The organism is Aquitalea sp. ASV15, from assembly GCF_016429115.1.
Taxonomy (GTDB): Bacteria; Pseudomonadota; Gammaproteobacteria; order Burkholderiales; family Chromobacteriaceae; genus Aquitalea; species Aquitalea magnusonii.
Genome location: NZ_JAELTZ010000022.1, coordinates 27,662 through 51,161 on the forward strand (window position 1 = coordinate 27,662; position 23,500 = coordinate 51,161).

At 59.5% G+C, this 23,500-nt stretch carries 20 protein-coding genes; 8 read left to right on the top strand and 12 right to left on the bottom strand.

Annotated features, from left to right (window positions below):
* Positions 1-20 precede the first annotated feature (20 nt).
* A complete protein-coding gene (gene htpG, locus JHD64_RS11680; RefSeq protein ID WP_059285770.1) occupies positions 21-1,922 on the top strand; it encodes a molecular chaperone HtpG in 1,902 nt (633 codons plus the stop codon).
* A 113-nt stretch (positions 1,923-2,035) separates the two neighbouring features.
* Here htpG and JHD64_RS11685 read toward each other — a convergent pair whose 3' ends face one another.
* Positions 2,036-2,641 (bottom strand): glutathione S-transferase family protein, encoded by a 606-nt coding sequence (locus JHD64_RS11685; RefSeq protein WP_199053335.1) that lies wholly within the window; start codon positions 2,639-2,641, stop codon positions 2,036-2,038.
* Positions 2,642-2,657: 16 nt separating this feature from the next.
* Positions 2,658-2,927 carry a DUF2917 domain-containing protein gene (locus JHD64_RS11690; protein ID WP_082693414.1) on the bottom strand — a complete coding sequence of 90 codons (270 nt, stop codon included), beginning with the start codon at positions 2,925-2,927 and terminating at the stop codon, positions 2,658-2,660.
* A gap of 94 nt (positions 2,928-3,021) precedes the next feature.
* Between JHD64_RS11690 and JHD64_RS11695 the strand changes: the two genes are divergently transcribed.
* Both JHD64_RS11695 and JHD64_RS11700 read left to right on the top strand, forming a co-directional pair.
* Complete coding sequence (locus JHD64_RS11695; protein ID WP_199053336.1) at positions 3,022-3,921, top strand: LysR substrate-binding domain-containing protein; 900 nt, start codon at positions 3,022-3,024, stop codon at positions 3,919-3,921.
* Between the two features lie 43 nt (positions 3,922-3,964).
* Positions 3,965-4,297: a YnfA family protein gene (locus JHD64_RS11700; protein WP_199053337.1), complete on the top strand. Its 333-nt coding sequence runs from the start codon at positions 3,965-3,967 to the stop codon at positions 4,295-4,297.
* A gap of 55 nt (positions 4,298-4,352) precedes the next feature.
* Here the strand turns inward: JHD64_RS11700 and JHD64_RS11705 are convergent, their stop codons facing one another.
* From JHD64_RS11705 to aceB, 6 genes are all read right to left on the bottom strand, one after another.
* A complete protein-coding gene (locus tag JHD64_RS11705) occupies positions 4,353-4,964 on the bottom strand; it encodes a glutathione S-transferase (RefSeq protein WP_059285768.1) in 612 nt (203 codons plus the stop codon).
* Between the two features lie 108 nt (positions 4,965-5,072).
* Positions 5,073-5,768, bottom strand: coding sequence for an SIMPL domain-containing protein (locus tag JHD64_RS11710; protein ID WP_199053338.1), 696 nt, complete (start codon positions 5,766-5,768; stop codon positions 5,073-5,075).
* Positions 5,769-5,893: 125 nt separating this feature from the next.
* Positions 5,894-6,688: an ABC transporter ATP-binding protein gene (locus JHD64_RS11715; protein ID WP_059285766.1), complete on the bottom strand. Its 795-nt coding sequence runs from the start codon at positions 6,686-6,688 to the stop codon at positions 5,894-5,896.
* The gene (locus JHD64_RS11720; RefSeq protein ID WP_110313613.1) at positions 6,685-7,587 is read right to left on the bottom strand and encodes an ABC transporter permease; all 903 of its coding nucleotides are present in this window, start codon (positions 7,585-7,587) and stop codon (positions 6,685-6,687) included. Before JHD64_RS11720 ends, JHD64_RS11715 begins: the two co-directional genes overlap by 4 nt.
* A gap of 131 nt (positions 7,588-7,718) precedes the next feature.
* Complete coding sequence (locus tag JHD64_RS11725) at positions 7,719-8,678, bottom strand: ABC transporter substrate-binding protein (RefSeq protein WP_199053339.1); 960 nt, start codon at positions 8,676-8,678, stop codon at positions 7,719-7,721.
* A gap of 225 nt (positions 8,679-8,903) precedes the next feature.
* A complete protein-coding gene (gene aceB / locus JHD64_RS11730) occupies positions 8,904-10,499 on the bottom strand; it encodes a malate synthase A (protein WP_110313612.1) in 1,596 nt (531 codons plus the stop codon).
* A 148-nt stretch (positions 10,500-10,647) separates the two neighbouring features.
* Here aceB and JHD64_RS11735 point away from each other — a divergent pair, with 148 nt between their 5' ends.
* Complete coding sequence (locus JHD64_RS11735) at positions 10,648-11,544, top strand: LysR family transcriptional regulator (RefSeq protein WP_199053340.1); 897 nt, start codon at positions 10,648-10,650, stop codon at positions 11,542-11,544.
* 536 nt (positions 11,545-12,080) lie between these two features.
* Positions 12,081-13,478 carry an amino acid permease gene (locus tag JHD64_RS11740; RefSeq protein WP_059286453.1) on the top strand — a complete coding sequence of 466 codons (1,398 nt, stop codon included), beginning with the start codon at positions 12,081-12,083 and terminating at the stop codon, positions 13,476-13,478.
* A 66-nt stretch (positions 13,479-13,544) separates the two neighbouring features.
* On the opposite strand, the gene JHD64_RS11745 is transcribed toward JHD64_RS11740, so the two are convergent.
* The 3 genes from JHD64_RS11745 to aceA form a co-directional block, all read right to left on the bottom strand.
* Positions 13,545-14,099, bottom strand: a complete 555-nt coding sequence (locus tag JHD64_RS11745) for a flavodoxin family protein (protein ID WP_059286451.1) — start codon at positions 14,097-14,099, stop codon at positions 13,545-13,547.
* A gap of 140 nt (positions 14,100-14,239) precedes the next feature.
* The gene (gene leuA / locus JHD64_RS11750) at positions 14,240-15,910 is read right to left on the bottom strand and encodes a 2-isopropylmalate synthase (protein WP_199053341.1); all 1,671 of its coding nucleotides are present in this window, start codon (positions 15,908-15,910) and stop codon (positions 14,240-14,242) included.
* Positions 15,911-16,183: 273 nt separating this feature from the next.
* Positions 16,184-17,482, bottom strand: a complete 1,299-nt coding sequence (gene aceA / locus JHD64_RS11755; protein ID WP_045847570.1) for an isocitrate lyase — start codon at positions 17,480-17,482, stop codon at positions 16,184-16,186.
* A gap of 454 nt (positions 17,483-17,936) precedes the next feature.
* On the opposite strand from aceA, the gene grpE reads away from it, so the two are divergent.
* The 3 genes from grpE (at position 17,937) to dnaJ (ending at position 21,791) form a co-directional block, all read left to right on the top strand.
* The gene (gene grpE, locus JHD64_RS11760) at positions 17,937-18,482 is read left to right on the top strand and encodes a nucleotide exchange factor GrpE (protein ID WP_059286450.1); all 546 of its coding nucleotides are present in this window, start codon (positions 17,937-17,939) and stop codon (positions 18,480-18,482) included.
* A gap of 132 nt (positions 18,483-18,614) precedes the next feature.
* A complete protein-coding gene (gene dnaK, locus JHD64_RS11765; RefSeq protein ID WP_059286449.1) occupies positions 18,615-20,534 on the top strand; it encodes a molecular chaperone DnaK in 1,920 nt (639 codons plus the stop codon).
* 129 nt (positions 20,535-20,663) lie between these two features.
* Positions 20,664-21,791 (top strand): molecular chaperone DnaJ, encoded by a 1,128-nt coding sequence (gene dnaJ, locus JHD64_RS11770; protein WP_059286448.1) that lies wholly within the window; start codon positions 20,664-20,666, stop codon positions 21,789-21,791.
* A 165-nt stretch (positions 21,792-21,956) separates the two neighbouring features.
* Here dnaJ and JHD64_RS11775 read toward each other — a convergent pair whose 3' ends face one another.
* Positions 21,957-23,063, bottom strand: coding sequence for a porin (locus JHD64_RS11775; RefSeq protein ID WP_199053342.1), 1,107 nt, complete (start codon positions 23,061-23,063; stop codon positions 21,957-21,959).
* Positions 23,064-23,500: the final 437 nt, after the last annotated feature.

The following is a 23,500-nucleotide window of genomic DNA, read 5'->3' on the forward strand; positions in this document are numbered from 1 at the left end:
ACCACTGATGAATAGAGACCATGAGCGCACAGAAAGAAACCCTGGGCTTTCAGACCGAAGTCAAGCAACTCCTTCACCTGATGATCCACTCCTTGTATTCCAACAAGGAGATCTTCCTGCGAGAACTCATCTCCAATGCATCGGATGCAGCCGACAAATTGCGTTTTGAAGGTCTGGCCAAGCCCGAGTTGTTCGAGAATGATGCCGAGCTGAACATCACCGTCAGCTTCGACAAGGAAGCCCGCACCATCACCATTTCCGACAACGGCATCGGCATGAACCGTGACGAGGTGATTGCCAATATCGGCACCATCGCCAAATCCGGCACCAAGGCCTTCTTCGAACAGCTGTCCGGCGACTCCAAGAAAGACGCCAACCTGATCGGCCAGTTCGGCGTCGGTTTTTACTCGGCCTTTATCGTGGCTGACAAAGTCAGCCTCACCACCCGCCGTGCCGGCAGCGCCGCCAGCGAGGGCGTGCGCTGGGAATCGCAAGGCGAAGGCGAATACACGCTGGAACAGGTGGAAAAAGCCGGTCGTGGTACCGACATCGTGCTGCACCTGAAGGAAGGTGAAGACGATTTGCTGAATGACTGGGCACTCAAGCGCATCGTACGGACCTACTCCGATCACATCTCCATCCCCATCCTGATGAAGAAGGGCAATAGCTACGGCGAAAACGGCGAAGTGATCGAAAGCGACGAGCTGGAGGCGGTCAATGCCGCCTCCGCGCTGTGGACCCGCAGCAAGAGCGAGATCAGCGACGAGCAGTACATCGAGTTTTACAAACATGTGGCGCACGACTTCACCGACCCGCTGGCCTGGAGTCATGCCCGTGTCGAAGGCCGCCAGGAATACACCGAGCTGCTGTACATCCCGGCGCGTGCGCCGTTCGATATGTGGGACCGCGAACGCAAGCAGGGCATCAAGCTGTATGTGCGCCGTGTGTTCATCATGGAAGACAGCGACAAGCTGATGCCGCAATACCTGCGTTTTGTGCGCGGGGTGATCGACAGCAATGACCTGCCGCTGAACGTATCGCGCGAAATCCTCCAGGAAAGCAAGGATATCGACGCCATTCGTGCCGGTTGCGTCAAGAAGGTACTGGGCCTGCTGGAAGATCTGGCCAGCAATCAGCCGGAAAAGTATGCGGCATTCTGGAAAGAGTTTGGCCAGGTGCTGAAAGAGGGTGTGGGCGAAGACCACGCCAACAAGGAACGCATTGCCAAGCTGCTGCGCTTTGCCTCCACGGCGGTGGACGGTGACGAGCCGACGGTCAGCCTGAGCGACTATATCGGCCGCATGAAGGAAGGTCAGGACAAGATCTACTTCATCACCGCCGACACCCTGGCCGCTGCCCGCAACAGCCCGCACCTGGAAGTGTTCAAGAAGAAGGGCGTGGAAGTGCTGCTGCTCACCGACCGCGTGGACGAATGGGTGGTCGGCTCCTTGTTTGAATTTGACGGCAAATCGCTGCAGTCGGTCGCCAAGGGCCAACTGGACCTGGGCGCACTGGAAGACGAAGCCGACAAGGAAGCCCAGAAGCAGGCTGAAGAAGCTGCCAAGCCGCTGGTGGAAAAAGTGCAGAATGCCCTGGGCGACAAGGTGAAGGAAGTGCGCGCCACGGTGCGCCTGACCGATAGCCCGGCCTGCCTGGTTGCCGGCGAGCATGATATGAGCGCGCATCTGGAGCGCATGCTGAAGGCGGCTGGACAAAAGGTGGAAACCAGCAAGCCGACGCTGGAAATCAATCCGGAACACGTGCTGGTGAAACGTCTGGCCGAAGAGTCCGATGCCGGCCGTGCTGCCGATCTGGCCCAGGTGCTGTACGACCAGGCTCTGCTGGCAGAAGGCGGCAAGCTGGAAGACCCGGCCACCTTCGTCAAGCGCATCAACAAGCTGCTGCTGGAGCTGACGGCCTGAGGCGGAATGCACGCAGTGACCTGACAAACCGCCTGTCCTTGGCTGAGGACAGGCGGTTTTTTGTATCCGGTGAGGGCAAGGCAAGCAGGCCTTGCCGGCTGGCGGTGACCGGGCTACTCAAACGGCGTGGCGAGAAAGGCCGGCAGGGTCTCTGCCTGTGCACTCCATTGCTGCAACAGCGGAAAATCGTCCCAGGCCAATTGCTGCGGCAGCATTTCCCTGCTGAAGCGCCAGGCCACGGCAATACTGATGCCGGCCTGATCCAGCGAGTTGAGTGACAGCGCCTCGCGGCCCAGCTCCTGCTCCAGCAAGCCATAGGCGGCCAGCAGCTGCGCACTGACCCGCTCCTGCCAGGGCTGATGCCGTTTGTCTTCGGGGCGCACGCGCTGCTCGTAAACCAGCTGCACGCTTTTTTCCATGGCGGCCAGCGCCAGCCCCAGCAAGCGCAGCGCACGCTGGCGTTGTGGCAGGGCTGGTGGCATCAGGCTGCGCTCCGGATGCAAGGTGTCCAGATAATCCAGAATCAGGGTGGAGTCCATCAGCGTGCTGCCATCGTCCAGAATCAGGGTTGGTGCCTTGACCACCGGGTTGATGGCCTGAAACTCGGCCAGATGGCGGAATACCGATACCGCACGGTGACTGAAGGGAATCGCCATCAGGCGCAGGCTGATGGCGACACGGCGTACATAAGGGGAATCCAGCATGCCTATCAGTTGCATGATCATCCTTTCCGGTTCAAACGGTTTGGTAATGGCTGCCCAGGCTAAGCCAGGCATGTTGCGCAGCTGCCTGTTCGGCGCAGAGCCGTAGCTCCAGCTGGCCACGGCCCTCCAGCAATAATTTGCCGGCAGGCAGGTCGACGGTTTCGCCATCGTGCAGGCAAATGTCCTGGCCATCAATGGTCAGCCAGTGCGCGCCGCTGCGGGCAAACAGCTGGCAGCGCCGGGCAAGCTGTAGCACCAGCAGTTCGCCATCCGCCAGTTCCAGCCGTAATGAATGGGCCATGGTCATCTCCTTGCGTGGGGGTGAGTTCACTATAAGCGTCGGGCTGGCTGCGGAAAATTGATATTTATTTGGAATTCATGTTAGTTTTTCTTACATGAGAGCCTTGCCACCCCTATCTGCCCTGCGCAGTTTCGAAGCCCTGGCCCGCCTGGGTAGCGTCACCCTGGCCGCCAGCGAGCTGCATGTCACCCACTCGGCCATCAGCCAGCAAATACGCCAGCTGGAGGACTTGCTGGGTGTGGTGTTGTTTGTGCGTGAGGGGCGTGGTTTGCGCCTGACCGAAGATGGCCGGCTGTATGCGCTGCAGGTGCGGGTCGGTCTGGCAGAATTAACCGAGGCTACACGATTGGTACAGGCACGGCCGCGTGATGGCGAGCTGGTGCTGGCGGTGCTGCCTTCCTTTGGCGCGCACTGGCTGCTGCCGCGCCTGCCACGCTTCCAGGCGCGTTTCCCGCACTACCGCATCAGCCTGCGTGCCAGCCTGGATATCCAGGATTTGCGCCAGGGGCTGGTGGATATCGGCATCCGCATGGGGCAGGGCGATTGGGAGGGGCTGCAACAACAGCATTTGTTTGATGATGAACTGGTGGTGGTGGCTGCGCCAAGCTTCCGTCAAGGGCGGTTGCCGCGCACGCCGGCCGAGATCGTGGCCGGGCCGGTGGTGCGTACGGTGGAGAGCTGGATGGGCTGGTGTCAGGCTGCCGGCGTGGCCGAGCCGGCCCAGGCCGGTTTGTGGATCAACGATTCCAATCTGGTGCTGCAGGCGGTACAGCAGGGGCAGGGGGTGGCGCTGGAGCGGCGCAGCCTGGTGCATGCCGCCTTGCAAGCCGGCACGCTGGTGCAGCTGAGTGATATCGTGGTGCCTTATCCTTACCCGCACTGGCTGGTGTGGCCGGCGCGGGAGAGTTCGCAGCGCAAACAGCGTGATTTTGCCGGCTGGATGGCAGAAGAAGTGGCCGCGTATCAACAGGAATTGGCGCAGGCCGCCCACTGACCTTGCCAGCAGCGCCGGGCAAATCGACTAAAGGAAAACACTTGTGGCCTTGTTGAAGTTATTGCTGTTGTTTGGCCTGACCGCTCTGGCCGAGATTACCGGCTGCTATCTGCCCTGGTTGTGGCTGAAGCAGCAGGGTTCGGTCTGGCTGTTGCTGCCGGCGGCGCTGGCACTCCTGCTGTTTGTCTGGCTGCTGACCCTGCACCCAGCCGCGGCGGGGCGTGTCTATGCCGCTTATGGTGGTGTCTACGTGGTGGTGGCCTTGCTGTGGCTGTGGCTGGTCGATGGGGTGCGGCCGGGACTGTGGGATATGCTGGGGGCCACGCTGGCGCTGCTGGGGATGGGCATCATCATGCTGGCACCGCGGCAGTCATGAGCGTGGGGGGCGCAACAAAAAACCGGGACTGGCCCGGTTTTTTCATGTGCCCGGCTCAGACTGCGGGTGGCTGGGTATCGATGAAAGACTGACGGGTGGACAAGCGTTCCAGCAGGGTGGCCAGATTGGGATAGCTGGCACGCCAGTCGATGGCGGGGAAGCGGAAATCCAGATAGGCCAGGCAGCAGCCGACGGCGATATCGGCCAGGCTGTAGCTCTCGCCATTGCACCACTGGCGTTCGCCCAGGTCGCTGGAAAGGGCGGCCAGGCCGCGGTCTACCTTGTCTTGCTGGCGGGCAATCCACTCCGGCATCTGCTTGTCGGCCGGGCGGCGCTGCTCCAGCACGATGGCCACCACAGCATCGGTGATGCCATCGGCCAGCGCTTCCCAGCGGCGGGTGTTGATCAGGCGGCGGTTTTCCTGCGGTAGCAGGCGCGCCACCGGCGAGATATTGTCCAGGTATTCCACGATGACCCGTGAATCGAACAGGGTGCTGCCGTCATCCAGCTCCAGCACGGGGACCTTGCCCAGTGGATTGTAATGCGGGACCTGGCTGTCCGGATTCCATGGCATGTCCTCTTCCAGCGGGCAATCAATCTTCTTGTCGGCCAGCACGATGCGTACCTTGCGGGCATACGGGCTGGTGAGGGAGGCAATCAGTTTCATGGTGGTAGGGTGCTCGGCGGATCGTAAAAGCGGGCTGATGAACTCAGCCCGTTATGTGCTTACTTTAGCGCATGGCTGCGCATGCATAAAGCCCTAGTTGAGTGTGAGCTAGTCGAGTTCGATCTTGCCGGTAATCTGCAGCTGCAGCTGGCTTTGCCCCGGCTGCCAGTCTGGCTGGGCCACATCCATCTCCTTGGCCATGGGCGCGGCGGCGGCCCGCATCAGCATGGGGGGGCGATAAGCCGGGGCGGCATTGCCGAATTCCAGTTCCTTGATGGTGACCCGGCTTTTCCCCAGGGTTTTGGCGGTGATATCGGCTTGTTGCTGCATTTCTGCCAGTGCGGCCGGAATCATGGCTTTTTCAGCGGCGTGGCGGGCATTATCGGAAACACTGAACTGCACACCCTCCAGCAGCATGGTTTTTTGCAATTGTGCGACCAGTTCCGCCGCCTGCGTCATGTTGCGGCTTTTCAGGCGGATTTCCGCCCGGCCTTGCCAGCCATTGATCTTGCCGCCTTTGTCATAGCTGGGCCAGCTATTGTAGCTGCCGCTACTCAGCTCCACCTGCGGGTAAGCCTTGCCGGCCGCCAGGCCACGGGCAATGCCCTTGTTCAGGCGGTCTGCCAGCAGCGCGGGCTGCTCGCTCCTGTCCTGCAAATACAGTGTGGCCTGCAGCTGGTCATTGGCCACTTCCTGCTGGGCTGAGGCGGAAAGACGCAATTCGATAGTGTCGGCCGCGCTGGCCATGGCCGACACCCCGGACAGGCTGGCCCAGATCAGGGCGGGGATGAGGTAGTTGTTCATGCAAGCTCCCTGCTGATGTTTTCAAACAGGCTTTTGAGCAGAGTTGCTGCAGAAGGTTCGTTTTTATGACAAGAAAATGGTCGTTGGCTGGGCTGTACTGTCCCAGCCAACGATCTTGCGCAGGCTCAGCCCAGCAACAGGGCGTCGTCGTCCAGCTTTTCGCCCCGAGTCTGCTCGAACATGGCCAGCAGGTCGGGCACATCCATGCGGCTGCGCTCCTCACCGCTGACATCCAGCACCACCCGGCCCTGATGCAGCATCACGGTGCGATGGCCATGATCCAGCGCCTGGCGCATGGAGTGGGTCACCATCAGCGCGGTCAGCTGGTTTTCGCTGACGATGCGGTCGGTCAGTTGCAGCACGAAGGCGGCGGTTTTGGGGTCGAGCGCAGCGGTGTGCTCGTCTAGCAGCAACAGGCGCGAAGGCTGCAAGGAGGCCATCAGCAGGCTCACTGCCTGGCGTTGGCCACCGGAGAGCAGGCCCATGCGGTCGCCCAGCCGGTTTTCCAGCCCCAGTTGCAGGGTGGCCAGCTTGGCGCGGAATTGTTCGCGATAGCTGGCTTTCACTGCCCGTGACAGACCGCGCCCCTGGCCGCGCTGCATGGCCAGCGCCAGGTTTTCCTCGATGGACAGGCCTTCGCAGGTGCCGGCCAGCGGGTCCTGGAACACACGGGCTACCAGTCCGGCGCGTTGCCAGGCCGTCTGGCGTGTCACATCCTGGCCATCGATAAACAGGCTGCCGCTATCCGGGCTGATATCGCCGCTGATGGCATTGAGAAAGGTGGATTTGCCCGCGCCATTGCTACCGATCACGGTGACGAACTGGCCGGATTCGATGGTGAGCGACAGGCCGCGCAGCACCGGGTTTTCCAGCGGCGTACCGGGGTTGAAGGTTTTGAACAGATTGTCGGCGCGCATCATGCGGTGCGTCCTCCTTGCTTGTTGCGCAGTTTGGCCTTGATCTTGGGCAGTACCAGCGCCAGACCCACCAGCACGGCGGTAATGAGGTTCAGGTCCTGCGCTTGCAGGCCGATGAAGTCGGCATTCAGGGCCAGGGCAATCAGCAGGCGATAGAGCAGGGCGCCCAGCACGGTGGCCAGTGTCACCAGCCACAGGCTGCGTGGCGGCAGCAGGGTTTCGCCAATGATCACCGCCGCCAGGCCGACCACGATGGTGCCGATACCCATGGAGATGTCGGCACCACCCTGGGTTTGCACATAGAGGGCGCCGGCCAGGGCAATCAGCGCATTGGATAGCGCCATGCCGGCCAGCGTCATGCGGTCGGTGGAGATGCCCTGGGCACGCGCCATGCGCGGATTGGCGCCGGTGGCGCGCAGCGCCAGTCCGGCTTCGGAGGCAAAGAAGGCATCCAGCAACAGCTTGGCCAAGACCACGATGACGGCCAGTACCGCCGGCTGGATCAGCCAGGCATTGTCATTGACGGTGCTGACAAAGGGGGTGAACACAGTGGGCAGGCCGATCAGCGCGATATTGGGCGCGCCCATGATGCGCAGGTTGATCGAGTACAGCGCAATCATCACCAGGATGCTGGCCAGCAATTGCAGGATGCCCAGCCGTACGTTCAGCCAGGCGGTGAGCCAGCCGGCGGCGGCGCCGGCGATGGCGGCCAGGCCACAGGCCAGCCACGGGTCATGGCCGCCGGCAATCAATACGGCGGCGACGGCACCGCCCAGCGGGAAGCTGCCGTCAGCGGTGAGATCGGGGAAATTGAGCAGGCGAAAGGAAATCAGCACGCCCAGTGCGACCAGCGCAAAGATCAGGCCGATTTCCAGCGCGCCCATCAGTGAAATCAGGGACATGAAAACCTCTACGACAAACCGGCGGCCCGGATGGGGGAGCCGGCGGGCCCTGCCAGGGCAGGCAGGGCGGTGATAACGGACAAAGCCCCGACGACCATCAGGCCATCAGGGCAGCGTTGCGCAGCTATTGCTTACTTGACGGTGTTCTGGGCTTCTTTCAGCAGGGTGGCTGACAGCGGGGCACCTTGCTTCATGGCGGCAGACGGGTTAACGGTCAGGCTCAGCTTGCTGCCCACTTCCGGGGCAATGCTGCCGGGCTTTTCACCCTTCAGGATACGGATGACGATCTTGCCGGTCTGGCGGCCCATGTCGTAGTAGTTCATGCCCAGGGCGGCGATGGCACCACGCTTGACCGAATCGGTATCCGAGGCAATCAGCGGCAGCTTGGCCTGGTTGGCTACAGCCACCAGCGATTCGTAAGTGGACACCACATTGTTGTCGGTGCTGGTGTAGATGGCATCCACCTTGCCGATCAGGCTCTTGGCGGCCGGGGCCACGTCGACGGTACGGGCGGCCGGGGCTTCCACCAGGGTCATGCCGCGCTTGGCCAGCTCGGCCTTCAGCTCTTTGGCCACGATGGTGGAGTTGACTTCACCCGGGCTATAAACCATGCCGATGCGCTTGGCGGCCGGTTTCACTTTCAGGATCAGGTCCACCTGCGGGCCCAGCGGCAGCATGTCGGATACACCGGTGACATTGCTGCCACTGGGTTTCCAGCTGCTCACCAGCTTGGCAGCCACCGGATCGGTGACGGCAGTGAACACGATGGGCAGGGTCTTGCTGGCGGCCACCAGGGCCTGGGCGGACGGGGTGGCGATGGCGACGGCGACGTCCGGCTTGTCACCGACGAATTTGCGGGCGATCTGGCCGGCCGTGGCCGGGTTGCCCTGGGCGCTCTGGTATTGCACCTTGACCTTGTCCTCACCATAACCGGCGGCTTTCAGTTCATCGGTAATCCCCTTGCGGGCGGCATCCAGTGCCGGGTGATCGACGATGGCGGTGATGGCGACAGATTGCATTTCCGCCGCGGCGGCAGACAGGGACAACACGGCAGCGGTAGCGGCCAGCAGTTGGCGATGGCGTAGGGACATGGCGTTTCCTTGTGAGTCAGGATAGATTTTTTTGGAAAATGTTTATTTCGCGCAATTTTATTCCAATGCCAAAGATTTTTCTTGCTGCGGTGCGCAATAAAATGGCTGAAATTGGATATTGGAGACAGGAAGTTGCCGATTCGGCGGGCAGGCATAAAAAAAGCGGCCCGGATCACGGGCCGCATGAGTGTAAGCTGGCAAATTGCCAGCTATAGGGTCGATCGTTTAATCGATGTAGTCGTAGCCTGGCAGGGTCAGGAACTCGACAAAGTCGTCCGAGGTGGTCAGCAGGTCGAACATGCCGGCCGCGTCTTCGTATTGCTTGGTCCAGCGGCTGCCGTATTCGGCTTTCAGCTTTGCCACTTCCGCGGCCTGCAGTTCGCGGAACAGTTCCACCGTCACCTTGCGGCCATCATCCAGCACGCCCTTGGGGCTGCGAATCCACTGCCAGATCTGCGAGCGGGAGATTTCTGCGGTAGCAGCATCTTCCATCAGGTTGTGGATCGGTACGCAGCCGTTGCCGGAAATCCACGAGCCCAGATACTGGATGCCCACATTGATGTTCATCGCCAGGCCGGCTTCGGTGATCGGCGCTTCCGGCTGGAAGTTCAGCAGATCGGCAGCGGTAACGTTCACATCCGGGCGCTGCTTGGCAATCTGGTTAGGCGCATCGCCCAGCACGCGGCTGAAGGCTTCGTTGGCAATCGGCACCAGCCCCGGGTGCGCTACCCAGCCGCCGTCGTAGCCGTCGGTGGCATCGCGGTCCTTGTCGGCCTTCACACCGCCCAGTGCCTTTTCATTGGCAACCGGATCGTTCTTGATCGGAATCAGCGCCGCCATGCCGCCAATGGCCGGTGCGTTGCGCTGGTGGCAGGTTTTCAGCAGCAGCAGGGCATAGGCACGCATGAAGGGCACGGTCATGGTGATCTGTGCGCGGTTGGCCAGGCAGAAGTCGCGGTTCTGCTTGAACTTCTTGATGCAGCTGAAGATGTAGTCCCAGCGGCCAGCATTCAGGCCGGAACTGTGTTCGCGTAGTTCGTAGAGGATTTCGTCCATCTCGAAAGCCGCGAGAATGGTTTCGATCAGTACGGTGGCCTTGATTGTGCCTTGCGGGATACCCAGCTCGTTCTGGGCAAACACGAATACATCATTCCACAGGCGTGCTTCCAGATGGCCTTCCATCTTCGGCAGGTAGTAATAGGTGGCACTGCCCACGCTTTGCAGATAGGCGATGTTATGGAAGAAGGACAGGGCAAAGTCGAACAGCGAACCCGAGACAATCTCGCCATCCACGGTGACGTGCTTTTCCATCAGGTGCCAGCCGCGCGGACGCAGGATCAGCGTGGCCACGCTATCGTTCAGGCGGTATTGCTTGCCGTCCGGATTGGCAAAGGAAATGGTCTTGCGATAGGCATCGCGCACATTGATCTGGCCACTGATCTGGTTTTCCCAGCTCGGACAGTTGGAGTCCTCGAAGTCGGCCATGAAGCTCTTGGCACCGGAATTCAGCGCATTGATCATCATCTTGCGGTCAACCGGCCCGGTGATTTCCACGCGGCGGTCCAGCAAATCCTGCGGCAGCGGGGCAATCTTCCAGTCGCCAGCGCGGATGGCGGCGGTTTCCGGCAGGAAGTCCGGCAGCTTGCCGGCATCCAGTTCGGCCTGGCGTACCACGCGGGCGGCGATCAGTTCGCGGCGGCGCGCTTCAAACTGGCGGTGCAGCTTGGCCACAAAGGCCAGCGCCTCGGTAGTGAGGATTTCTTCAAACGCCGGGGTCAGCGGGGCGAGGATTTCCACGCCTTGCGGAAGGGTGACAGCCATGTGCTTGCTCCTGATTGAATTGCCGTGGGCGGCGGACTACCGTCCTGATTGATCAAAATGCTGCATTGCGATGACAGCCAGTGTATCTAGCCAAACAGTAAAAAAAAATGCATAAATAGGCATAACATCTTTTACTTTCAAGTATGCAATGAGCGAATTCAAGCAGCTGGAAACCTTTGTCGCCGTGGTCAATCACGGCAGCCTGTCGGCCGCTGCACGCCAGCAAGGGGTGGTGCCGGCCATGATAGGGCGGCGGCTGGATGCGCTGGAGGAGCGGCTGGGGGTGAAATTGCTGGTGCGTACCACCCGTAGCGTGACCCTGACGCAGGAGGGAGCGGCGTTTTTTGAAGACTGCCAGCGCATCCTGTCCGAGCTGTCCGAGGCCGAGGCGGCGGTGGCCTCCGGCAGCGGTCGGGCGCGTGGCCATTTGCGCGTGTCGGCACCAGCCGGGTTTGGCCGGCGCCATGTGGCCCCGCATATTGCGGCCTTTCAGCTGGCGCAGCCGGATATTCGGGTGACGCTGGACTTGTCTGACCGGCTGATCGACTTGCAGCGCGAACGCATTGACTGCGCCATCCGTATTTCTGATCTGGCCGACTCCTCGCTGGTGGCGATGCGACTGGCGGAAAACCGCCGCGTGGTGGTGGCCTCGCCGGCCTATCTGTCACGACATGGCATTCCGCGCACGCTGGACGAGCTGGCCAGCCACAACTGCCTGTCGCTGGGCGAGAGCCAGAGCCGTGGCTGGAGCTTCGAGCGCGATGGCGAGCTGATCAACCTGCGCGTGTCCGGGCGGCAGGAGTGCAATGACGGTGCCGTGCTGCACGACTGGGCCTTGCAGGGCCTGGGCCTGGCCTGGCGCTCGCTGTGGGAAGTGAAGGATGATGTGTCGGAAGGGCGGCTGGTCACGGTGCTGGATCAGTTTGCCGCACCGGACTACCCGGTGTATGCGGTGGTGCCGCAGCGACGCTTTCTGCCGGCACGGGTGCGGCATTTCATCGAGCATCTGCGGCAGATTTATACCGCGCCGGGCTATTGGGATTGAGCAGCGGCATTGCGCGCCTGCCTGGCCGCTGCGGCAGTTCCCGGCCGACTGCCATGCCTGTGGCTTTCCCCGCCATGTCTGGCGATGCCCGCATCCACGCCTGCCGCTGATTCAGTCGGCTGTCATGGCAGGTTGTTGCATTGGCTTGCATCCGGGTGAGCCAGGCTTGCACCAGGGCAAACTGCGGTCAAATAGGCATGGCATTGCGTTTTTTTGGCAATTTCTACCGGATTATTGGTCGGATAGCGCCATTAACTGCCTTGTCTTGCAGACTTATGACAGCTTTGCAGCAAATCCTGCTGCCAGAACTGCCCGGTAATGGATAATGGATACACTTTGTCCGATTTTATGGCTTGAACTGTTCCCCCCTTCCTGTAAGATCGCGCGTTTTCCGTTGCAGTGCCCTGCGTTGAGGTGTCGGTCACGAACCGGCAACAGACGGGGCAGCCACGGAAGGGCTGAGTATGATCATCAACGCCGGCTACCCCGCTGCCCAAACATGGCAAGGGGAACGGCGCACACAGGATAGTCTGAACATGAGTTTGATGCGCAAGAAGAGCGTTCAGGGCATGCTGGAATTTGCCCAGACCGCCAAAGGGCTTCGCAAGGAGCTGACGGCTTTCGACCTGACCATGCTGGGGATCGGCGCCATCATCGGCACCGGCATTTTCGTGCTGACCGGCACCGGTGCCACCGTGGCCGGTCCGGGCCTGGTGCTGTCCTTCATCATCGGCGCCTTTGCCTGCGGTTTTGCCGCACTGTGCTATGCCGAATTTGCGGCCATGCTGCCGATTTCCGGCTCCACCTACACTTATGCTTATGCCACGCTGGGCGAGCTGATCGCCTGGATCATCGGCTGGGACCTGATGCTGGAATACCTGCTGGCCTCCTCGGCGGTATCCGTGGGCTGGTCCGGCTACTTCCAGAGCCTGCTGGGCGGTTTTGGTGTACACCTGCCGGAGGCCCTGACCGCCGCTGCCGGTGCCGTACCGGGCAAGAGCACCCTGTTCAACCTGCCGGCCTTTACCATCGCCATGCTGATCACCGCCTTGCTGGCCTTTGGCATCAAGGAATCCAAGCGGGTCAACAATATCGTGGTGCTGATCAAGGTGGCCGTGGTGCTGATGTTCATCGCCATCGGCATCTGGCACGTCAAGCCGGTCAACTGGAGCCCGGCCCTGCCTTATGGCATGAACGGCGTGTTCCATGGCGCGGCCATCGTATTCTTCAGCTTCCTGGGTTTTGATGCCGTCACTTGCGCGGCAGAGGAAGTGAAAGACCCGGCGCGTGACATTCCCAAGGGCGTGATCTGGTCGCTGGCCATCTGCTCCATCCTGTATGTCATCGTGTCGGCCATCATGACCGGCATCGTGCCTTACGCCCAGTTTGCCGGCATCGACCACCCGGTATCGCTGGCCCTGCAAGTGGCCAAGCTGGACTGGTTTGCCGGCTTTGTCGACCTGGGTGCCATTCTGGGCATGCTGACGGTGATTCTGGTGATGACCTACGGCCAGACCCGCATCCTGTTCGCCATGAGCCGCGATGGCCTGCTGCCGAAGATCTTCTCCGAGGTGAACCCCAAATACGGCACGCCGTACAAGGCCACCTGGCTGATCGGCACCATCATTGCGCTGATTGCCGGTTTCATTCCGCTGCACACCCTGGCCGAGCTGGTGAACATCGGTACCCTGGCGGCGTTCTCGCTGATTGCCATTGCCATCATCAAGCTGCGCAAGACCGAACCCAACCTGCCGCGCAAGTTTGTCTGCCCGGGCGTCCCTTATATCCCGGCGCTGGCGGTGATCTTCTGCGTGTTCCTGATGGCGCAGCTGTCGGCACTGACCTGGCTGTGCTTCGTGGTATGGCTGGTGATTGGCCTGGTGGTGTACTTCGGCTATTCGCGCAAGCACTCCCACCTGCACAAACCGTCCTGAGCCAGACATGGCCCATGAAAAAGCCACCGGTAACGGTGGCTTTTTTTACATCTGCAATCGGCCGGATCAGCCGCGCAGCTTGGCGGCGATGGCAGCCACGCGCGCGCCGTATTGCTTGGCAGTGTCCAGATCACCTTGCGGGATTTCATCCACGCTGGCATCCGACGGGGATTGCACCAGCAGGCCAACCGAACCGCCCAGGTTATTGACGTCGGTACGCGCTGCCGCCTTGCTGTTGCTGGGCAGCAGGCCCAGGCTGACCCAGATGCCGCCGTGCTGCGAAGCCAGGGTCTGCAGATTGATCAGCGCTACCTGCTTGTCGCCGTTCAGGCTGGCGCTATTGGTAAAACCGCCAAACACCTTGTCCTGCCAGGCTCGGGTAAACCAGGCCTTGGAGCTGGCATCGGCAAATTTCTTGAACTGCCAGCTCGGGCTGCCCATATAGGTGGGGGAGCCAAAAATGATGGCGTCGGCAGCGGCCAGGGTATCCCAGGCGCTGTCCGGCACATTGCCTTCGGCATCGATGGCGATGAGTTCGGCATGGGCACCGGCGGCCACTTGCTGGGCAACGCGCTGGGTATGACCGTAACCGGAGTGATAAACGACGACGACTTTTGCCATGTTCTTGCCTTTCGTGACGAAGATTCGATGAGACGTGATGCGGCCTGCCAGATGGCAGGCCGGATGTGCATAGTATTGGTGCGAAATTGTGTAAGAAAAAGCGCTGCCGGATGAATAAATTGTTTAGCTCAGCTAAATGATCACGTAGCCGCCGCCATGTGGATGACCGCTGGTTCGCTGCTAAGTCCGGCCAGTACGGCGCGCAGGGCCGCGCGCTCCACATCCGAATCCCTTGCCGCTGCCAGCATACCTTTGTCTTGGGGCAACATCAGCTCCACATAGCAGATGGCAGTGGCATCCGCGCCGCTGGCCAGAGCATGCTCCTGATAATCCACCACCTGTACTGTCTGCGGCAAGGCGTCGAGCAAGGCGCTGATCAGCCCGGTGCCGCTGCCGTGCAGAGTGCATGGGCCAGTGGCCGTGAGCAGTTGCACTTCCAGCGTGACGGTGCCGTCTGCTGCGCTGCTTAATGAATGAGCCTGATAGCGCCAGTTGCTGGCCGGCCTCAGGTAGGCTGCTTCAAACAAGGCGTACAGCTCGACGGGCTCCAGTTCCTTGCCATTGCTGTCGGCGGCCTGTTGTGCCCGGCGGCTGAGGTCGGTCTGGAAGGCGCGTGGCAAGCGCAATCCATAGTGCCGTTCCAGTAGCCAGCTTATGCCGCCCTTGCCAGACTGGCTGTTGACGCGGATCACCGCTTCATAGCTTCGGCCTACATCGGCCGGGTCTATCGGCAGATAGGGTAGGCGCCATGGCTCGTCCGCCTTCTGCTGTGCAAAGCCTTTACGGATGGCGTCCTGATGCGAACCAGAAAATGCGGTATAAACCAACTCGCCGGCGTAGGGGTGGCGTGGGTGTACCGGCAATTGCAGAAAGTCTTCCACTTGCCGACGCAGGCTGTCGATGTCGGAAAAATCCAAGCTAGGTGAAATGCCTTGGCTGTATAGATTGAGCGCCAGGGTTACGAGGTCGACATTGCCGGTGCGTTCACCGTTGCCAAACAGGCAGCCTTCCACACGCTGTGCTCCTGCCAGCATGGCCAGCTCGGCCGCCGCTACGGCACTACCCCGGTCATTGTGGGGGTGCACGCTGAGAATCAGGCTGTCTCGGTACGGCAAGCGGCGCGATAGCCATTCGATCTGGTCGGCATAGGTATTGGGCGTTGACATCTCAACGGTTGCCGGCAGATTGAGGATCATCGGTTTGCCTGGCGTGGGTCCCCAACAATCGATGACGGCGGTGCATACGGAAAGCGCCACCTCTGGTTCGGTGGCGGAAAAGGTTTCTGGTGAGTACTGGAATACCCATTCCGTGTCTGGCTGTTGCTGCGTGTGTTCGCGTATCAGGCGGCAGCCATCCACTGCCAGTTGGGTTACACCGGCGACATCCAGACCAAATACCATTTCGCGCCAAGCGGGTGCGGTGGCGTTGTAGAGGTGGACGATGGCGCGCCGCGCGCCGTGCAAGGCATCGAAGGTGCGGGCAATCAAATCGGCACGCGATTGGGTAATCACCTGCAGCGTGACATCGTCGGGGACCCGGCCTTCTTCGATCAAACAGCGCACAAAATCGAAATCGGTTTGCGAGGCTGCAGGGAAGGCAACCTCGATTTCCTTGAAACCACATTGCACGAGCAGGTCGAAAAAGTGCAGTTTCTGCGCGACTGTCAGTGGTTCGGCCAGGGCCTGGTTGCCGTCGCGCAGATCGGTACTGAGCCAGATGGGGGCTTGTGTCTGACGACGTGACGGCCATTGCCGGTCAGGCAGAGGCCAGGGCTGAAAGGCTGGATAGCGATTGGCGGGGAAGGCTAGCATGGGGATCTCCTTTGCAAGGGCATGATGAGCTGGTGGCTTGCAGAGAAGTTTGACAGAAAGTCATATTTTTTTATTGGAAGCCTTACTTTTATATTTTTATCAGCTAATTTATTGGACTAATTGTAAAAATATTAATTTCTCAGAGCGGTTATTTTACATTATGTAGAATATGCTGTGGCGTTTTCACCACGTAGGTCATGTCGTGCGGGCAATAAAAAACCCGCCTTGCGGCGGGTTGTTGCTGCGCTTCCGGCGGCAGCCGGCGTGCTTTGCTTAGTGGAACTGCTCTTCTTCGGTGGAACCGGTCAGCGCGGTCACGCTGGACTGGCCGCCCTGGATCACGGTGGTGATGTCGTCGAAGTAGCCGGTGCCCACTTCCTGCTGGTGGGATACGAAGGTGTAGCCACGTTCGCGAGCGGCGAATTCCGGCTCTTGTACCTTTTCCACATAAGCCGACATGCCGCGGGCAACGTAGTCTTGTGCCAGGTCGTACATGTTGTACCACATGTTGTGGATACCAGCCAAAGTGATGAACTGGTATTTGTAGCCCATGGCACCCAGTTCGCGCTGGAACTTGGCGATGGTGGCATCGTCCAGGTTCTTCTTCCAGTTGAAGGACGGCGAGCAGTTGTAGGCCAGCAGCTTGCCCGGGTGCTTGGCGTGTACCGCTTCGGCAAACTTGCGGGCAAATTCCAGATCCGGCGTACCGGTTTCGCACCATACCAGGTCGGCGTAGTCAGCGTAGGCCACGGCGCGGCTGATGGCTTGTTCCAGACCCTTCTTGGTCTTGTAGAAGCCTTCGGCAGTGCGCTCGCCAGTCAGGAAAGGCTTGTCGTTGGCGTCGTAGTCGCTGGTGATCAGGTCAGCAGCTTCTGCGTCGGTACGGGCAATCACCAGGGTCGGCACGCCGTACACGTCGGCAGCCATACGGGCGGCGATCAGCTTCTGGATGGCTTCCTGGGTCGGTACCAGTACCTTGCCGCCCATGTGGCCACATTTCTTCACCGAGGCCAGTTGGTCTTCGAAGTGCACGCCACCCGCGCCAGCGCGGATCATGGCCTTCATCAGTTCGTAGGCGTTCAGTACGCCACCGAAACCGGCTTCGGCATCGGCCACGATGGGCGCGTAGTAGTCAACAAAGCCCGGCTGGCCTTTTTCCACACCCTTGGAGTGCTGGATTTCGTCGGCGCGGGTAAAGGCATTGTTGATACGCTCCACCACCTTCGGCACCGAGTCCACCGGATACAGCGACTGGTCCGGGTACATGGCGGAGTATTCGTTGTTGTCAGCAGCCACTTGCCAGCCGGACAGGTAAATGGCCTTGATGCCAGCCTTGACCTGCTGCATGGCCTGACCACCGGTCAGGGCGCCCAGACAGTTGATGTAGGGTTCGTTGTTGACCAGGTTCCACAGTTTCTCGGCGCCTTGGCGGGCCAGGGTGTGTTCCACTTGCACCGAACCACGCAGACGCTCTACGTCGGCGGCGGTGTAACCACGCTTGATACCTTTCCAGCGCGGGTTGGTGTCCCAGTCATGTTGAATGGCGGCGATACGTTGTTCGCGAGTAGTCATGTTCAAACCCTTCTCGAATAGTTTTCTCTGCAGTCCGGTGAATTCCGGCAATCCTCTGGCCAAATGACATTCCGGTTTTTCCGGAGTGATTTTGTTGACAACGGTTTTTGCCTGTTGCCCGTTCTGACCACCAAAAGCCCGCGGATAACGGCTTTGCTCGGGTGGGTCATTCAGCGTGTGTGGCCCATTATAAGCACAAAAAAAATCGCTTGTGTGCGGTGCAACACCGAAAAAAACACGATGTTCAGAAGGTGACAATTGTGGCGAAAAATGAATAATTGATCGCCCAGTTTTTGTTGCAGTTGCGAAAAGAAAAGTCCGAAAACGCACTGTGCGGTGAGCGCTGGTCACAGCGGTTGTGAACCCTGGGCAAGAACCGGGACTTGAATTCCCGCAGAGAGACCTTATCTGGCATCGGGACATCGTTAAAAGCTGATTCACTTGAGGTCTTGCCATGCAGGAAAACCAGAACAACGCGACCAACGAAGCCGCGGTCGACGAAACCATCAACGCAGCAGCCAGCGAACAGACTGTCGAGCAAACCGCCGAACAGCGCATCGCCGCACTGGAAGCACAGCTTGCCGAACTGCAGGATCAACTGCTGCGCAGCCGTGCCGATCAGGAAAACCAGCGTCGCCGCAATGCCGAAGAGCTGCTTAATACCCAGAAGTACGCCATCAACAAGTTTGCCCAGGAGCTGGTGCCGGTAAAGGACTACCTGGAAATGGCGCTGCTGGATCAGAGCGGCCAGATCGACACCCTGAAGATGGGCGTGGACATGACGCTGAAGCAACTGGTGGCCGCCTTTGACAAGGTACAGATCAAGGAAATCTCCCCGGCGGTAGGCGACAAGCTGGATCCGCATCTACACCAGGCCATGAGCGCGGAAGAATCCGACGCTGAAGCCAATACGGTGTTACGGGTGCTGCAAAAAGGCTATCAACTGGCTGAGCGCACGCTGCGTCCGGCCATGGTGATCGTGGCCAAGGCCAAAGCCTGACACGAGAGTCATAAAAAGGTTCTTGGCAGCCACTTGAAAAAGACAGCATAGCCAATACCTATGAAAACAACAGGCCACGGCTATCAGCGTTTGGCCGCAGTCGCAACGAATTGAGATAAAGGAATAAGGAATATGGGCAAAATCATTGGTATCGATCTGGGCACCACCAACTCCTGCGTAGCCGTAGTTGAAGGCGGCAACCCGAAAGTCATTGAAAACGCCGAAGGCGCACGCACCACCCCGTCCATCATCGCTTATCTGGACGATGGCGAGATCCTGGTTGGCGCACCGGCCAAGCGTCAGGCTGTCACCAATCCGAAGAACACCCTGTACGCCGCCAAGCGCCTGATCGGTCGCCGCTTTGAAGACAAGGAAGTACAAAAAGACATCGACCTGATGCCTTTCCAGATCATGAAGGCGCCCAATGGCGACGCCTGGGTCAAGGTACGCGATCAGGAACTGGCTCCGCCGCAAATCTCCGCAGAAGTGCTGCGCAAGATGAAAAAGGCTGCCGAAGACTACCTGGGTGAAGAAGTGACCGAAGCGGTGATCACCGTACCGGCCTACTTCAACGACAGCCAGCGTCAGGCCACCAAGGATGCCGGTCGTATCGCCGGCCTGGAAGTGAAGCGCATCATCAACGAACCGACCGCAGCTGCCCTGGCCTTTGGTCTGGCCAAGCAGGAAGGTGACCGTAAGATCGCCGTATACGACCTGGGTGGCGGTACCTTCGACGTCTCCATCATTGAAATCGCCGACGTTGACGGCGAGCACCAGTTCGAAGTGCTGTCCACCAACGGTGACACCTTCCTGGGCGGTGAAGACTTCGACCAGCGCCTGATCGACTACATCGTGACCGAATTCAAGCGCGAACAGGGCGTGGACCTGAAGAACGATGTAATGGCCCTGCAGCGTCTGAAGGAAGCCGCTGAAAAAGCCAAGATCGAGCTGTCCAGCGCCACTCAGACCGAGGTGAACCTGCCGTACATCACCATGGATGCCACCGGTCCGAAGCACCTGGCGATGAAGATTACCCGCGCTAAGTTCGAAAGCCTGGTTGACGACCTGATCACCCGCTCCATCGAACCGTGCCGCGTGGCATTGAAGGATGCTGGCGTATCGTTGTCCGACATCACCGACGTGATTCTGGTGGGTGGTCAGACCCGTATGCCGAAAGTACAGGATGCCGTTAAGGAATTCTTCGGCAAGGAACCGCGCAAGGACGTGAACCCGGATGAAGCCGTGGCCGTTGGTGCAGCGATCCAGGGTTCGGTACTGTCGGGTGACCGCAAGGACGTGCTGCTGCTGGACGTGACCCCGCTGTCGCTGGGTATCGAAACCCTGGGCGGCGTGATGACCAAGCTGATCCAGAAGAACACCACGATCCCGACCAAGGCATCGCAAACCTTCTCCACGGCGGATGACAACCAGACTGCGGTGACCATCCATGTGCTGCAAGGCGAGCGTGAAAAGGCTGCCGCCAACAAGAGCCTGGGCCAGTTCAATCTGGGTGACATTCCGCCGGCACCGCGTGGCATTCCGCAGATCGAAGTGGAGTTCAACATCGATGCCAACGGTATCCTGCACGTATCGGCCAAGGACAAGGCCAGCGGCAAGCAGGCCAACATCACCATCCAGGCTTCTTCCGGTCTGTCGGAAGAGGAAATCCAGCGCATGGTGAAGGATGCCGAAGCCAATGCCGAGGAAGACAAGAAGCTGCACGAGCTGGTGACTGCCCGCAACCAGGCCGAAGGTCTGATCCACAGCGTGAAGAAGTCGCTGGCAGAGCACGGCGACAAGATCGACGCCGCGGAAAAGGCCAAGATCGAAGACGCTGTCAAAGCCGCGGAAGAAGTGGTGAAGAGCGAAGACAAGGCAGTGATCGAAGCCAAGACTGAAGAACTGGCCAAGGCCAGCCAGAAGCTGGGCGAAATCATGTATGCCCAGGCACAGCAGGCTGAGGCGGGTCAGGGTGCCGCCGATGCCGGCAAGGCCAAGGACGAAGGCGATGTGGTGGATGCCGAGTTCGAAGAAGTAAAAGACAAAAAGTAAGCCACAGGCTTGCTGACTGAACGAGGCACAGGGAATGGCGGAGACTGCTCCACCGGCCTCTGTGCCTTTGCCGTATCAAGAAGATCATTGCCTGCCGCACCGCTGGTCGCGGCCAGAGAGTGAAACACTATGTCCAAAAGAGATTTTTATGATGTGCTCGGCGTCAATCGTGATGCTTCCGAGGACGACATCAAAAAGGCATACCGCAAGCTGGCGATGAAATATCACCCGGACCGCAATCCGGACAGCAAGGAAGCCGAAGAGAAATTCAAGGAAGTCAAAGAGGCCTATGAAATCCTCTCTGACAGCCAGAAGCGTGGCGCCTACGACCAGTTCGGCCATGCCGGGGTAGATCCGCAAGCCGGCGCTGGTGGTGGTGGTGCCGGTTTTGGTGGCTTTGGCGATTTCGCCGATATTTTCAGCGACATCTTCGGCGGTGGCAGGGGCGGTGCGGGCGGTGGCCGTTCCAATGTCTATCGTGGTGCCGACCTGCGCTACAACCTGGATATTTCGCTGGAAGAAGCGGCGCGTGGCTGCGAAAAGCAGATCCGCATCCCCTCGCATGAAGACTGCGAAGTGTGCCACGGCACCGGTGCCAAGCCGGGCACCCAGCCCAAGACCTGCTCCACCTGCGGTGGCCATGGTCAGGTACGCATGAGCCAGGGTTTCTTCTCCATCCAGCAAACCTGCCCGACCTGCCACGGCACCGGCAAGCAGATCAGCGATCCTTGCACCAGCTGCCATGGTGCTGGTCAGAAGAAGACCACCAAGACCCTGAACGTGAAGATTCCGGCTGGCGTGGACGAGGGCGACCGCATCCGCCTGTCCGGCGAAGGCGAACCGGGGCAGAATGGCGGCCCGGCTGGTGATTTGTATGTGGTCACTCACATCAAGCAGCATGCGGTGTTCCAGCGCGATGGCATGGACCTGCATTGCGAGATGCCGATTTCCTTCGCGACAGCCGCATTGGGTGGCGAGGTGGAAATCCCCACCCTGGATGGCATGGCCAAGGTGAAGATTGCTGCCGAAACGCAAAGCGGCCGGGTATACCGTCTGCGTGGCAAGGGCGTGAAGGCTGTACGTGGCACCGACTATGGCGATCTGCACTGCCATGTGGTGGTGGAAACCCCGGTCAAGCTGACCGAGCGCCAGAAAGAATTGCTGCGCGAATTTGAAGCCATCAGCCAGGGCGACGTGGCCATGCATAATCCGCGCTCCAAATCCTTCATGGACAAGCTGCGCGATTTCTTCGAGTAAGCTGGCAAACCGCGTCTGGCCCTGCGTGCAGACCTTGTTGAACAACCCCCGGTTTTCCGGGGGTTTTGTTTTTTGAGCCTGTGCCGGACGACGAAATGAAAAAAGCCACCGCGACCAGGCGGTGGCAAAGAACTTTCTTCAAAGGAACCAGCCAGGCAGCACGGCTTAGAAGTTGTGCTTCAGCATCAGCCAGGTGAGGGTGGTCTTGGCGTCGCTCATGCCCAGCGCAGAGGCGGCACCATCGTTTTCTTTCACTTGACCGTAGCCGGCCTGCACCATGGTGCGCTTGCTCAGGCTGTAGTCGACGGCGGCTGCCCACTGGCTGGCACCCCAGTCTTGCGACTGACCATCCACCTTGACACCGCTGCGCTTGGAGTAAACGAAGGACGGCTTGAAGGCGCCAATGGTGTAGGCAGCATTGATGGCCCAGGAGTGGCTGTTCAGCTTGTTCAGACCGGTATTGGCGATGCCGAAGCTGGCCAGATTGGAGATGGCATAGCTGCCGTCTGTGTTCTTGGCCCAGGCATCGCCATACAGCGTTGCCTTTTGTACGGTGGCCGCCAGGTAGAGGTTGTTGGCGTCGTAGCCGAATTCAACACGATGTACCGTGCTGTTCTTGTCCGAACCCAGCACGTTCAGCTGGGTCATGTTGGCATAGGCGCCAAAGAAACCGGAATGGGTATAAGCCAGACGTGCGCCGAAGTTATTGCCGGTCTGCTTGCCGGTGGTGCTGGAGCGGCCTTCGCCTGCGCCATATTCAACAATGGCGGTAAAGCCGTTCAGGTCCGGGCTGTCATAGCGGATGCCGTTCTTGGTGAAGCCATCGCCGTAAGCACCAAACACGTCAGTACCTTCATACAGCGGGAAGGGAATGCCCATCGAATCACGACGCGGGCCATACAGGTTGTCGGTGGCTTCGGTTTCGCTGAAGATGTCCAGCTGATTGCCCAGGGTCACTTTACCAAAGCTGCCTTCCAGGCCGACAAAGCTGGTGCGGTTGGCCAGGGTGCCGGTGCCGGAGCCCGACTTGCTGGCTACGCCATCAACAGCAAAGCCGTTTTCCACTTGCCATACCGCCTTCAGGCCGTTCCCCAGATCCTCACTACCCTTGAAGCCGATGCGGCTGTTGTAGTCATCAACACCGGTGGTGGTCTGGCCATTGTATTTCAGGCTGTCGATACCGGCGCGCACGGAGCCGTAGATGGTCACGTCGGCCTGGGCCAGTACCGGCATGGCGGCTGCGATGGCAGCAACGAGTACGAGTTTTTTCATTCCTCTAAATCCTTTAGTAGTTTTTTCTGGCCTGCCTGATCTGTTGGCAGGCTGGGCGCGGTGTAAAGCAAGCCATGTGAAAACTTGATTTCACCAACGGGGCTGAGTGTGCGAAACACCTTTGTAACCGTCAATGAACATTTATTAACAAATTGCCATGAGAATTTGCCTGATTAATCAGTGCAAATGGACTAATTTCATGTGTTTTGTTATATTTTATTGTTTTAAAACAAATGCTTGCGTTTGTTTTAAAGTTCAATGTCCATCCGGTGAATATTGTTTTTCATTGTTGTTTTTCAGCATGAACCCGCGTTTTGCTAAGTATTTTAACTGTTGCATTTTGGCAAATTAGACATTTTGTCTTATAAAAATGCTGTTTTTACACAACATTTAGCGCCAGCCGCCATGAGTGACAAGAATGCTTGGTATGATTTTTC

What these genes read in the sequence shown, in the direction of transcription:
- aceB (WP_110313612.1), bottom strand. Translation starts at nt 10,499, where the DNA reads ATGGCTGTCACCCTTCCGCAAGGCGTGGAAATCCTCGCCCCGCTGACC.
- JHD64_RS11745 (WP_059286451.1), bottom strand. Translation starts at nt 14,099, where the DNA reads ATGGCAAAAGTCGTCGTCGTTTATCACTCCGGTTACGGTCATACCCAG.
- grpE (WP_059286450.1), top strand. Translation starts at nt 17,937, where the DNA reads ATGCAGGAAAACCAGAACAACGCGACCAACGAAGCCGCGGTCGACGAA.
- JHD64_RS11775 (WP_199053342.1), bottom strand. Translation starts at nt 23,063, where the DNA reads ATGAAAAAACTCGTACTCGTTGCTGCCATCGCAGCCGCCATGCCGGTA.
- JHD64_RS11735 (WP_199053340.1), top strand. Translation starts at nt 10,648, where the DNA reads ATGAGCGAATTCAAGCAGCTGGAAACCTTTGTCGCCGTGGTCAATCAC.
- JHD64_RS11740 (WP_059286453.1), top strand. Translation starts at nt 12,081, where the DNA reads ATGAGTTTGATGCGCAAGAAGAGCGTTCAGGGCATGCTGGAATTTGCC.
- aceA (WP_045847570.1), bottom strand. Translation starts at nt 17,482, where the DNA reads ATGACTACTCGCGAACAACGTATCGCCGCCATTCAACATGACTGGGAC.
- htpG (WP_059285770.1), top strand. Translation starts at nt 21, where the DNA reads ATGAGCGCACAGAAAGAAACCCTGGGCTTTCAGACCGAAGTCAAGCAA.
- JHD64_RS11705 (WP_059285768.1), bottom strand. Translation starts at nt 4,964, where the DNA reads ATGAAACTGATTGCCTCCCTCACCAGCCCGTATGCCCGCAAGGTACGC.
- JHD64_RS11720 (WP_110313613.1), bottom strand. Translation starts at nt 7,587, where the DNA reads ATGTCCCTGATTTCACTGATGGGCGCGCTGGAAATCGGCCTGATCTTT.
- dnaJ (WP_059286448.1), top strand. Translation starts at nt 20,664, where the DNA reads ATGTCCAAAAGAGATTTTTATGATGTGCTCGGCGTCAATCGTGATGCT.
- JHD64_RS11695 (WP_199053336.1), top strand. Translation starts at nt 3,022, where the DNA reads ATGAGAGCCTTGCCACCCCTATCTGCCCTGCGCAGTTTCGAAGCCCTG.
- JHD64_RS11685 (WP_199053335.1), bottom strand. Translation starts at nt 2,641, where the DNA reads ATGCAACTGATAGGCATGCTGGATTCCCCTTATGTACGCCGTGTCGCC.
- JHD64_RS11715 (WP_059285766.1), bottom strand. Translation starts at nt 6,688, where the DNA reads ATGATGCGCGCCGACAATCTGTTCAAAACCTTCAACCCCGGTACGCCG.
- leuA (WP_199053341.1), bottom strand. Translation starts at nt 15,910, where the DNA reads ATGCTAGCCTTCCCCGCCAATCGCTATCCAGCCTTTCAGCCCTGGCCT.
- JHD64_RS11725 (WP_199053339.1), bottom strand. Translation starts at nt 8,678, where the DNA reads ATGTCCCTACGCCATCGCCAACTGCTGGCCGCTACCGCTGCCGTGTTG.
- dnaK (WP_059286449.1), top strand. Translation starts at nt 18,615, where the DNA reads ATGGGCAAAATCATTGGTATCGATCTGGGCACCACCAACTCCTGCGTA.
- JHD64_RS11710 (WP_199053338.1), bottom strand. Translation starts at nt 5,768, where the DNA reads ATGAACAACTACCTCATCCCCGCCCTGATCTGGGCCAGCCTGTCCGGG.
- JHD64_RS11690 (WP_082693414.1), bottom strand. Translation starts at nt 2,927, where the DNA reads ATGGCCCATTCATTACGGCTGGAACTGGCGGATGGCGAACTGCTGGTG.